Source organism: Nesterenkonia marinintestina, assembly GCF_025420485.1.
In the GTDB taxonomy this organism is placed as follows: Bacteria; Actinomycetota; Actinomycetes; order Actinomycetales; family Micrococcaceae; genus Nesterenkonia; species Nesterenkonia marinintestina.
The window spans coordinates 1-11,796 of record NZ_JAOEFD010000009.1; the positions used below are offsets into that span (position 1 = coordinate 1).

The 11,796-nt window shown below is 61.7% G+C and carries 8 protein-coding genes and 1 pseudogene; 2 read left to right on the forward strand and 7 right to left on the reverse strand.

Features of this window, described 5'->3' with window-relative positions; genetic code table 11:
• Positions 1-132 precede the first annotated feature (132 nt).
• The 6 genes and pseudogenes from N7E59_RS08200 to N7E59_RS08220 form a co-directional block, all read right to left on the reverse strand.
• On the reverse strand, positions 133-468 hold the full coding sequence (locus N7E59_RS08200) for a helix-turn-helix domain-containing protein (protein WP_315943005.1): 336 nt from the start codon (positions 466-468) through the stop codon (positions 133-135).
• A 233-nt stretch (positions 469-701) separates the two neighbouring features.
• Positions 702-1,631, reverse strand: coding sequence for a hypothetical protein (locus N7E59_RS08205; protein ID WP_261624445.1), 930 nt, complete (start codon positions 1,629-1,631; stop codon positions 702-704).
• A 53-nt stretch (positions 1,632-1,684) separates the two neighbouring features.
• Positions 1,685-2,008 carry an SOS response-associated peptidase family protein gene (locus tag N7E59_RS11835; RefSeq protein WP_315943006.1) on the reverse strand — a complete coding sequence of 108 codons (324 nt, stop codon included), beginning with the start codon at positions 2,006-2,008 and terminating at the stop codon, positions 1,685-1,687.
• 38 nt (positions 2,009-2,046) lie between these two features.
• Positions 2,047-2,406: pseudogene (locus N7E59_RS11840) on the reverse strand (SOS response-associated peptidase); the annotation flags it as partial.
• Positions 2,407-2,764: 358 nt separating this feature from the next.
• A complete protein-coding gene (locus N7E59_RS08215; RefSeq protein WP_261624446.1) occupies positions 2,765-4,729 on the reverse strand; it encodes a hydantoinase B/oxoprolinase family protein in 1,965 nt (654 codons plus the stop codon).
• On the reverse strand, positions 4,729-6,774 hold the full coding sequence (locus tag N7E59_RS08220) for a hydantoinase/oxoprolinase family protein (RefSeq protein ID WP_261624447.1): 2,046 nt from the start codon (positions 6,772-6,774) through the stop codon (positions 4,729-4,731). Before N7E59_RS08220 ends, N7E59_RS08215 begins: the two co-directional genes overlap by 1 nt.
• Positions 6,775-6,915: 141 nt before the next feature.
• On the opposite strand from N7E59_RS08220, the gene N7E59_RS08225 reads away from it, so the two are divergent.
• Complete coding sequence (locus tag N7E59_RS08225; RefSeq protein WP_261624448.1) at positions 6,916-8,421, forward strand: PucR family transcriptional regulator; 1,506 nt, start codon at positions 6,916-6,918, stop codon at positions 8,419-8,421.
• Between the two features lie 230 nt (positions 8,422-8,651).
• Here the strand turns inward: N7E59_RS08225 and N7E59_RS08230 are convergent, their stop codons facing one another.
• Positions 8,652-10,088 carry a sodium:solute symporter family protein gene (locus N7E59_RS08230; RefSeq protein ID WP_261624449.1) on the reverse strand — a complete coding sequence of 479 codons (1,437 nt, stop codon included), beginning with the start codon at positions 10,086-10,088 and terminating at the stop codon, positions 8,652-8,654.
• A gap of 230 nt (positions 10,089-10,318) precedes the next feature.
• Here N7E59_RS08230 and N7E59_RS08235 point away from each other — a divergent pair, with 230 nt between their 5' ends.
• On the forward strand, positions 10,319-11,740 hold the full coding sequence (locus N7E59_RS08235) for an amidohydrolase family protein (protein ID WP_261624450.1): 1,422 nt from the start codon (positions 10,319-10,321) through the stop codon (positions 11,738-11,740).
• The last annotated feature ends 56 nt before the right edge of the window (positions 11,741-11,796 follow it).

Sequence of the window (11,796 nt, forward strand, 5' to 3'; positions counted from 1 at the left end):
CCTAGCGCGGGCCTGAGAGGCAGACGGGTCCGGTTACCCCCGGATCAGTGCGTGCTCTGCTCGTCCGTCGGATCGGAGTCTGCCGGCTGGTCGCGTTTGGCCGTATCCGAGGCCCCCACCGACTTCGGGTGTCTACCGCACACGGGTCTTACCAACTGGGGGGACTCCCGGGGCGTGGGCGATGCTGTGCAGGGTGGAGATCCTCGCTGCCACGCGGCCGGCCTCGATCTGGATGATCGACCTGCGATGCATGGCTGCGGCCTCTGCCAGTCGTTCGATGGACATGCCGCGCTCTCGGCGCAGACGCGCGTGAAGTCGACGACATCCTTGAGGACGGGGCGGTAGTCGACTGTGAGACTGCCACTGACCGACGGGGTTAAGCGCGTCACTTAGCCTCTGCGTCTCCTGTCCTGCGACGGTAACGCGCGTGAACCCCATGAGAGCCACTGCCCCTCCCAAGTGCAACATGCGAGTTCCGCTTGTGACTTCAAGGCTATCGTTTACTGATCGGCTTCTTTGGCGTTTCTTGGATTGAACCTAGACCCCCAGGACCATCAAGTGACTGGGGGCAAACGATCACGCCCAGGAGCCGGACCAGACGACACCACTCATCTTCCCAGAGAACTGGTGCCCTTAGAAGCTAACGGGGCTGCGACGTCTAGAGGCGTGGGAGATCCAGCGTGCCGGTGGGATGGTTAGGGTTAGCTGCGGTCCTGGAGCCACGACTCATAGGTGTCCAGATGCTCGGGGCACTCGTCGCGGACGGCCAGGGTGGCCCCGATGAGGAAGGTGTCACCGTTCTCGCTGCTGTCGGCGGCGTATCCCAGGACCAATTCGAAGGCTTCCTGTTTGGTGCTCTCGCTGCCCGTGTCGGGAACCAGCGCACAGGTAGTGGTCACTGTGTTGGCCGATCCGTCCCAGAAAGCCACCATAGATTCGGCGTCAGCCAGCGTAAGGTCGTCGGGCCATGTGGGACGGTCCATGAGCCACTGAGCGTCGTCACTGGCAGCGAGAACTTCCCACCCGTCGTCGAGAATGTCAGTAGCCCAGTCGATGAACTCCTCGGAGCGCTCAGGACACGCGACCTCAATGTCGTATACCGAGCTCACCAGACCCCGGCTCCCTTCGGGGTTGCCCCAGATCTTTTCGAGCGCCTCGTCAGTCTTGGTCTCTATAAGCTGACCATGCCAGTACTCGCTGATCGAGTGAGTGCCGTCGACCTCCTCGCCTCCATCAAGAGCGTTCAATGTCTCGCAATGCGAAGCCCCCAAGTCATGGCGGGCTTCCAGGCCAACGATGTCGTATGCTTCGCTCTCGGGCATGTCGGGTGGTGCGAGTTCGTGTTTCAGGATCCACTCGACTGCTCCCGCCACTTCCTCTTCGGACATGCCTGGGAAATCAGGATCCTCTTCGTCGTCCGGAGTCGCCGTCGTGTCGTCGTCCGATGAAGTCGGGCCTGTCGGCTCAGGTGTCGCGGAGGAAGACATGGTTGACGGAGATGCTGACGCGGCCTGAGTGTCCGATGCGGGATCCGGATCTCCCAGGGCTACGCATCCGGAGACCAGGAAAGCCAGCCCTACGAGGAGAACTGTGGTGCCTGTGGCCGGAAAGGCATTGCGGACGTGACTCATGGCAATGAGCTTATGTCCAGCTTCTGTTCACTTCAATACTAGGGTGTGCTGACTCAAACTGGATCCAGCAGCTCCGCGGAGTTGTTCCGTATGTTGCCTACGGCCTTGTCGACTTCCCACATAGTCCACCCCGAGGCGACGTGTTCGGCCAGTGAGCGGACCGCCTTGACCAGTTCGCCGGCCTGGTCCTTGCTGAGCTTCTCCGGGCTCACCCAGTCGGTGAGCATCTCGGAGCCGAGAGGCAGCGGCATCTGGTCGTGGAGTCCGGACAACTGACCAAGGACACTGTCCGAGTCCGGGTCGGGGGAGGGGCCGGTGAGGATCGTGCAGGAGAGCAGCCACTGTTCGTCCTCCGGCGCGTCCGGGCCTTCCACCATTCGTAGAGCCCGGCGAAGGTGATCAAGGAATCGTCGGCCGGGGCCACGGCGAAGGGGCGCTTGGTGGAGCCTTCGTTGAGCCATTCGTAGTAGGCCTGGGCCGGGACTGCGCACCGCTTGGACCGGACGGCGGAGCGGAAGCTGGCCTTCTCGGTCACCGTCTCGCTGCGTGCGTTGAAGGTCCTGGAGCTGAAGGACTTCTCTTTGGCCCAGATGGGCAGCAGTCCCCAGCGGGAGGCATGGAGTTCCCGGCGGTCGCCGTGGTCGACCAGGATCGGTACTGTGGTGGTCGGGGCGATGTTGTAGGAGGTCCTGATCCGCTCAGGCTCAGTGACCTCGGCATCGAGGATGCCGGCGAGGTCACCGCCTCTCAGGGCCATCACGTAACGTCCGCACATGCCTTGAGTGTAGGGCGCGCCGGGAATCCCCACATGCCCCCACCGCACAGTGGATTTCCCAGGGTTTCCCGACTCGGAAGGAGAGCGCCGCGGTTGTGGACTACGAATAGCTGGAAAACAGATGTCGTCGCCCCAGCGGCTGTCGGCTTAGGAGGTCTCAGCCGTGCGCCCCCGGATTACTGGGGCAGGCCACTTCTTCGCAATCTCGACCCTCCGGCATTCCTGAGTAGTCACCTCAGGGCGAGGTCACAGGGTGTCGTACCTGCACTCGATCCACCTCCTCCCCAATGCGGGCCCAGTCTCGGACCTTGACTCGAGTGGTCACAGGCAGGACCGCACCCGGGGGTCGATCTCGCCACTACGACCAATGCGATGACGAGCGTTGCCGCAGTGACTCTCGGTACTGCTGCGTGGATTTCTCGAACAGCTCCCCGGTTCCCCAATCGAGGATTACTCCGTAACGCCGAAGGACGTCATGCAGAGCAATGCTACCGTCCCGATACTGCTGGGCGACCTCTTGGGGAGAGGCATCCAGCCAGGCGTGGCGTTGGCGACGGATCGACTCCCTGGTCCGTTGGGTAGCGTCCTCGTCGACGTCGTAGTCGTCGACGTCTGGATCGTTAACGATGATGACGACACCGTAATCAAGCTCGGCGCGTTCCACGGAGACGTACTCATCGATGACGTCTTCCAGGACTTCTTCGGTGGGGCGGTCGAGGGGATCACCGAAGCCGCCGCCTCCGGCGGAGGGACGAGTGAAGGAATCGCCAGCCTTGACCTCAACGTTCGAGAAGGTCGCCCCAAGGTACCGCTCGTGGGAGGTGCCCTTGTTCAGCCACACCCCGTGCGGAACGGAAGGCAAGCCGCCGTCAACTCCCCAGGTGACGGAGCGTCCTCGGTCGCAGCAGTAGCTCATGACCGACTTGTCCACGTCGGTGAGGACGCCGCCCTTCTCCACTCCGCAACCTCCGCGATAGCGGCCCGGGCCACCGGAGTCGATGCTGATCTGGTGACGACTCGTCAGTACGGGGTTAAGGCGTTCCTGGCCTTCGACGGGCTGGACGGCCAGGCCGGTGCCGAAGACCGGAGACGTTGCTGAGGAGCCGTCCTTGGTGCGACGGCCTCCCCAGCCTCCTGCCATCCAGTCGTACCACATGAAGTAGGGGGCTTCTCGTTGGCGTTCGTCATTGCCTCCGATGAGCAGGTATTCGAGGTTGAACGCGCAGGCCATGGCCCGTTCAGGCATGATGGCGCTCCACAGCTCGAAGATCCCGTTCATGACCTTCTCATAGGGGCCGGAGCAGAACCCGGTGACGGCGTGGGGCCATCCGGCGTTGACCACTGTGCCTTCGTCGCCGATCTCTGCGGTGACGGCCCGGTAGAAGCCGGAGTTCAGCGGCACATCGGGAAAGAACGTCTTGGTGCCTGCGTAGATGGCCGAGTGGGTGGTGCCGTATCCGGAGTTCAGAAACGTGGCCACGGCGGCGGCCGAGCCGGTGAGGTCGTAGTGGATCCCTTGTCCGTCGAGAGTCAGCTTGATGCGGATGGGGACCAGACCCTCACCGACCGCTGGGTCGAAGTCAATATAATCGACTGTTTCCCACTCGCCGTGGGGGAGACCCTCCAGACTCTTGAGCACCGTGCGTTCGACGTAGTCCTGTGTCTCCTGCATGGCCTTCACGACCGTGTCCTTCGAGTATTTGTCCACCAACCGCAGTACCTCTCGTTCGCAGACTGCGGTGGCCTCGGATTGGGCATAGAGGTCGCCCATCGCTTGGTCGGGTGCACGGGTGTTGGACACCAGCAGCTGGGCGACATCGTGGACGAAGCGGCCGTGGTGCCACACGCGGACCGGGGTGATCCTTAAGCCTTCGCTGAAGTGCGTCGTGGCGTTGACGTCGAAGGAACCGGGCACGTTGCCGCCGATGTCGGCCCAGTGGCCTTTGTTCTGGGCGAAGCCGATGATCTCGCCTTCGGAGAAGATAGGGCGGATGAAGCTCACGTCGTTAAGGTGTGTACCGCCCCGATAGGGATCGTTGACGGCGAAGACATCGCCGGGGTTGATGTCGTCCTCGAACTCCTCGATGACCGCTTTGCATTGGAAGTGCAGAGTGCCGACATGGACAGCGATATCGGCGCTTCCCTGCATGACGGTGTTGCCTTCGGCGTCACACAGTGCCGAGGAGAAGTCCCGCGAATAGATGACGAAGGAGTAGCAGGTTCGGAGGATTTGCTCGCTCATCAGATCGACGCTGGTCGCGAAAGCGTTCTTCAGGACCTCGAAAGTCACGGGGTCCAGGGTATTGTCCTGTCGCGGTGCCATCACGAGTCATCTCCCTTACGTGCGACCTGCATTCTGATGTTCATCCATTCGTCCACCGTCGCCCTCGCTCCAGGAGGTACCAGGGTGGTGGCGTCCAGCTGCTCGACGACTGCGGGACCGTCGAACTCCACTCCGCAGTGGAGCTGGGCCCGGTCGAATATCGGGGTCGAGTGCCACGTCCCATCGAAGTACACCTCTCGGACGTGTTTGGCCTCGGGGAGAGGCGCGTCGGAGGCTGTGGCGGGAGTGAATGTGGGACGGGGAGTCTTACCCACGGCACGAAGGTGGACCTGGTACACCTCGACAGGGTTGTCATCCTGCCGGAAGGCGAACTGCCGTTCGTGCTCTTCGTGAAAGGTCTCCACCGCCTGTTGCAAGGCCTCCTGCCCATGACCCATGGTCACCTGCAGCGAACGCCACTGGCCGAAGTACCTCATAGAGATACCGCGTTGGAGGATGATGTCGTCGTCAGCGACCTTCTCCTGCCGCAGACGATCGGCGGCCTCAGCCTCCATTTCGCGGTACTGCCTCTCGAGGTCTTCGACATCGACCTCGGAGGCCGGTGCCGAGTACATCCTTGAAAGATCGTGCTGGATGTCGACGAGCAGGCATCCCATCGCTGAGGTCACTCCGGGGTTCGGCGGCACCACCACTGTTGGGATTCCCAGTTCTTTGGCGACTTCCGCGCCGTGAAGCGCACCGGCTCCTCCAAACGCGATCAAGGCGAAGTCTCGAGGGTCGAGTCCCCGCCGGATGGAGACGAGCCGCACCGCATCGGCCATGTTGGCATTGGCGACCCGAAGAATGGCCTGAGCCGCCTGTTCGCTTGAGAGGCCCAGCGGTTCGCCTATGACCTCGGTGATCGCCTTCTCCGCGTCGTCTCTGTTCAGTTGGAGAGCGCCGTCGGCGAGATCCTCGCCCAGACGTCGGAGAATGAGATTCGCGTCGGTGTTCGTCGGCTGATCGCCACCACGTTCGTAACAGACCGGCCCTGGGACCGCACCAGCTGACTCCGGCCCATTGCGCAGTGCTCCGGCGACGTCGACATGGGCGAGCGACCCGCCTCCAGCTCCGATGGTGAGAACCTCAATGCTGGGGAAGGTGATGGGGTGACCGTACTCGACCTCCCATTGGTTGGTGATGCGTAGCTCCCCGTCATTGACCATAGAGATGTCGGTGGAGGTGCCGCCCATATCCAGCCCCACAGCATTGTTTAATCCACACTGCTCGGCGATATGTTTGGCGGCGATAGCCCCGGCTGCGATGCCGGAGGCGGCCAGACGCACCGGGAACTGCTTCGCCAAGGGTGGGGTCATCGAACCACCGCCTGAGTGCAGCAGGAGTAGGTCGCTGGTGTATCCGTCGTCGGTCAGACGCCCGTCCAGGTCTTCGACGTACTTGGAGACCAATGGGCCAAGCACTGTGTTGGCCACAGCGGTGTGAAAGCGGTCGTGCTCGAAGATCTCGGGGAGGACCTCGGCCGAGGTAGTCACCGAGGCGTCCGGAATCTCCTCTTCGAGAATTTCCTTCATACGCCGTTCGTTATCGGCATTGGCGAAGGAGTTGAGGAAACATACGGCGATAGTGGTGGTCTCACGGCGCTTGAGCTTCTGCGCGAGGGCCCGTGCGGCCGACTCGTCCAATGGAGTCACCACACGTCCGGCATAGTCGACACGCTCGGGAACCTCGAAGCGGTCCCGGCGTCGGATGTAGGGCCCGGTGACGTCCTTGTAGGCGTCCCAAAGATTGTCCTTAGTCCCATCCCTGATTTCGATGACGTCGCGAAAACCCTCGGTGGTGACCAGGGACGCCTTCGGAAATCGTCGGGTGATCAGCGCGTTGGTCGCCACAGTCGTGCCGTGGAAGAACAGCTCCACGTCTTTCAGGTCGATCTCACCGCGTTCGACGCCGTTGACCACTGCCTCCCTTGGATTATCAGGGGTCGAGGGGACTTTCGTGACGCGGATGTCCTGGGTCTTTGCGTCGTAGATGCAGACATCGGTAAAGGTGCCGCCGGCATCGACGGCGACTCGCAGGTCTCCCATGACTCCTCCTGAATTGTGAGCGCACTCACAGTCTGCGGCGTTTCGTCGCTGCCACTCAATGGAGCAGACGAAAGAACACTGGAGAGCTATTGTGAGAACTACAAACCCGGGTGGGGCGAGCAACAGCAGAGGAGTCAGTGCGTGTCGGCACCATGGAGAGCGCTCGTCCAGGACGCGGAGCTGGATATCAAGGTGCTCACCACCGGGTCGAACTCTGTGCCGGTCACAAGTGTCCAGTCAGGGTGGCCACCGAGTGGTGCAGAAGACCTTCAGGGGCTGATCCTGGTCGTCGTCGGAGCGCCAGGGGAAGAAGGACTCTCCTTACCGCTGACAGAGCCCGACGGGCACGAAACCAGACCTGCAGGGGTGGTGGTTTGCGAGGTCGAACCCGAGGCGACGATGCCGTCCTGGGTCGAGCAGTTACAGAGGAGTGGGGTGGGGGTGGCGCTAAGCGGCCATAACCACTCTCGAGTCTTCGAAGGTCTCGAACTCGCCTGTCGCAGGGCAGTGGCTCATGAACAGCGGAAGCTGCACATCGTCGAATCGTTGATCACGTCTATGGCTTCACCAGACCCGGTCCAGAGTGTCGTCGTGGGGCTGGCAACACTCTTTGAGGGAGCTGCTCTGCTCTATGACACAGCAGGCGAGGTAGTGCAGGCCTCGGGCGGTGCCCCCGTGAACCTCATCCGGCAGGCAGTAGCAAGTGTCGCTCAGGAACCTACCTTCGAGGTGGGGCGCTGGAACCTCCAACGGCATGAACTGTCAATCCGCACCCAGAACTATACGTTGGTCGTCGGGCAACGTGACGTCGAGGGTCCCGACGATCTGTTGAGCTATGCCTTGGAGACAGTCGCCCAACTCCTGAGATCGTTCCAATCGCTGGACAGCTTTGCCCGGCTCCAACAGATCCAGATTTCTGCCCAACTGCTCAGCGAACTGGAGCTCGGGATCCCGGCGGCGCGTGAGTCGCACATGTGGGAAAGGCTTCGCGAGTTCGGGTTCGTGCCATTCGAGCCGCTGTACCTCCTCACCGGCGCGCCCATGAGGATGGGGGAGCGACCATCTCGAGGGCTGACCCCAGTAGGTGAAGCACTCTCATATTCGGATGCCGCGGTGGTGGTCCACGAACGCGACTCGGAGTATCCCGGGGAAGGGGTGTTCCGCGTTCTGACCCAAGACCTCGCCGCACTTTCGGTACTGATGGACTGTGGTATCAACCCGTGTGCGATTGGAGTGTCAGAGCCGTTTACAGCTCTTGCTGATACGCCCAGCCAGACTAGGGCGGCGGAGATGGCCAGAACGAGCGCGCAGCGCCGGATGGCATTTCAGGACGCAATCGAATCGGTTGTAGTGCGGGTGGAGGAGATGAGACCCATCGACTGGTTACTCGCGCGAACGTCGTCCCTACGAGATGATCAGCGCCGAACCCGGTACGCAGAGCCTCTCAGGGGACAACCTCAATTACTGGAAACTCTCCTGACGCACTTCTCGAATAGCTTCGATGTCGCGCGGACGGCTGGGCAACTTCACGTTCACCCCAACACTGTGCGATACCGGGTCAAGCAGGTCGAAGATCTCATGGATATCTCTCTTGCCGATCCTCATGACGTCACCAATCTGGTTCTAGCCCTCTATGAGGATCTCTAAATGCGCCTTGAGCGGAGCGCAACGCTGACCCCACGGACCGACAACTTCGGCCTGGTGCCAATGGTTCGAGACAACATGAGGCTGACCACTCCAGATCGACAGCTCCCACGAACGACCTCACTGCGCTCGGCGGCTACGAGCGATCCCCTTTGACGAGCGCTCGAGTAGCTTACGCAGCGGCACGAATGCGTGAACAGGGTGGATGGGCGACGGGGTGTTGAATCTGCCGCTCAGTTACCATCCGCGTCGTTCCGTGATGTACCCGCCGACGTCACCTCCTGGGGAAGGTCTCGGCTCTTTGGTTTGGTCAGAAGGCTGACGACGACCAGTGCCACCAGGGCTGCTGGCAGGGAGATGACGACGGCGTTGAGTTCGCTGTCTGTCGTCTGTTCCCACCCGATGGTGACGATGACGCCCAGCGCCATGGAGCTGAGCACTCCTGGGGTGGTCGCTCTGCGCCAGAAGAAGGCGGAGAACACTGCTGGAACCAGCGCGACCCCGTAGACGGTGTAGGAGTACATCTGGAGTTCCAGGACTGTGGGGAAGAAGGTTCCCAGGATGTAGGCGAGTACGCCGATGACCAGGATGGTCAGTCGGTGGGTCACCAGTCGTGCTTTGTCCCCGAGGCCCTTGCCGAATCGGTCGAAGCCGTCGTAGACGATGTTGCCGCCGACGGACAGCAGGAACGAAGAACCGGTGGTGATGATGAAGGCCAAGGCGCTGGCCAGAATGATTCCACCTATCACGACGGGGAGCACGCCGTGGCCCGCGAGCCCGAGCACGGCGTTGTCCGGGGTCTCAAGGTCGGGGAGGATTGAGATCGCCGCGGTCGCCAGCAGTGTGACCGGCAGGTAGATCAGGAAGGAGGCGAAGAGCATTCCCGCCATCGATTTCCTGGCGGACGCGGGGTCCTTCGATGCGGAGAGTCGCTGATACATGTTTTGATCGGCCAGGATGAGCAGGAAGGTCGGCAGGAGGTACCCGATCATGGCGAGCCAGGAGAGTCCTCCGGTGGCGGTGGTCTGTTCGGGGGCTAAGCCTTCCCACCAGCCGGTGAATCCGTCGGTCTCTCCGAGCACGATCGGAATGGCGACGATGAGACCGACGATGATGATGATCGCTGAGAAGAAGTCGGACCATGCCACTGACTTGAGGCCGCCGCCCAGGGCGAGGAACGTGATGATGACTGCAGCGATTATCGCGCCGGTTCCGGCGTCCAGGCCTGTCACCATGCCGATGATGTTGCCGCCGCCGGTGAACTGATACGCCGTGATTCCGACGTATGCCAGCACCGTGATGAGTGCGGCCAGCATGCGGACGGACATGCCGAACCGAACCTCGAGCAGTTGGGGAACGGTATATGAGCTGGCTTGCCTGATCCGGGCGGCCAAGAAGTACAGCAGCACCATCCCCACCGGAGCCGAAGAGAAGTAGATGAGCCCGGCGATCGGTCCGTAGGCGTAGACGAAGCTGGCACCGCCGATGATCGTCCCAGAGCCAACCCAGGTAGCGATGAGGGTGCCGACCATCACCACGATGGGGAGTTGGCGGCCAGCGAAGATGAAGTCGTCCCCTGTGGCGATCTTCTTCGATCGGCTGAACCAGATCCCCGTCCCCACCATTCCGATGAGGTAGAGGACCAGGATCACTACATGCGTTGTTTCCATGTCGAACCTCGCTAGGTAGTGTGAACGATCACATGAGTTCGAAGTGATAGACACCATAGTGGAGAACCAATCGAGCAGGCGATGGGTGAGGGCAGGCGCGGACTGTGAGGAACTGACCTTCCTGCCGTCGGAATGGAGTTCGGATGCCTTACTTGTCGACACCCCAGATCGCGGCTTCGAACCGCGAAACTGGGCAGGGGCCCCATGAGCGGTTGATACTCCGCGACGTCATGGTTATCGATGGCACAGGTTCGGCACCCTATGGTCCCGCAGACGTGGTGATCGAAGGCGACACCATCGCAGGTATCTGGGAAGATGGCCATGCCCGAACCCTGACGGAGAAACCCTCAGGAGACGGTGCTGTGGAGATGGAACTCGCCGGGCACTATCTGATGCCGGGTTTCTGCGATTCGCACGCTCATATCGCCAATTGGAACCAAGCCCCCTCGGCACAGTACGTCTACAACCTGTGGCTGGGGCACGGGGTCACCAGCATCCGGGAGTTGGGATGCTTCAACGGTCTCGACTGGTCGGTCAGAGAAGCTGAACGGTCTGAGCGGGGGGAGATCGCAGCGCCGCGGATCCACCCGTATCCGGCATTTCAACCCGGTCCTGCCGGCCCCAGTCCCATCGTCGACGCTGAGGATGCCAGGGCCTGGGTCTATGATGTCGCAGAGCGTGGGGCCGCCGGCGTGAAGTTCTTCGCTCCCACTCCGGAGGCCTTCAAAACTGGGCTTGCAGAGGTCAACCGTCTCGGACTTGGCAGCGCCTGCCACCACGATCAGCGACGAGCTTCCCAAGTTCATGCCCTGCAGTCGGCCAGGTGGGGACTCTCCAGCATCGAACACTGGTACGGCATGCCCGAAGCCATGTTCAGGGATCGCACAGTCCAGCACGTAGGTCCCGGCTATAACCACAACGACGAACCCCAGCGCTTCGAGCAAGGCGCACACCTATGGCTACAGACGGCAGAACGTGGATCGCCCGCGTGGCAGGAGACCCTGGACGAGTTCCTCCAACTCGGAACGACGCTGAGTCCCACGTTCAACATCTACATCGGATCCCGAGACGCAGCTCGAGTCCGTAACGCCGAATGGCACCAAGACTTCACCGCACCGCAGCTCTGGGACTTCTTCCAGCCCTCTCCGGAGAACCACGGCTCCTACATGGGGAACTGGGGTACCGAGCAGGAAGTCTCCTGGCGACACGCCTACCAGAAATGGATGGCATTCGTCAGTGACTACAAGAACCTCGGCGGACGGGTGACTGCCGGGTCAGACTCCGGGTTCATCTACAAGATCTATGGGTTCGGCTTCATCGAAGAGCTGGAACTACTGCGTGAAGCGGGATTCCACCCCTTGGAGGTCATCCGCGCCGCCACACTGCATGGAGCTGCCCTGATGGGGATCGACGACCAAGTCGGTTCAGTAGAAGCGGGCAAGCGCGCTGACCTGCAGATCCTGTCAGAGAACCCCCTGGAGAATCTGAAGGTGCTCTACGGCAACGGACACCTGCGCCTGACGGAGGACGGTCTCCGCCGAGTCGGCGGAGTGGACCACGTGATACGCAACGGAATCGTCTTCGACGCCGTCCAACTCCGCGAAGACGTCAAGCGAGAGGTCGAGACGCAGCGCGACGAGTCGATTGGGTGACGTTCCACTTAGAGAGGAAGGGGCTGCCGCACCGATAGGTGACATCTGATCTGGCT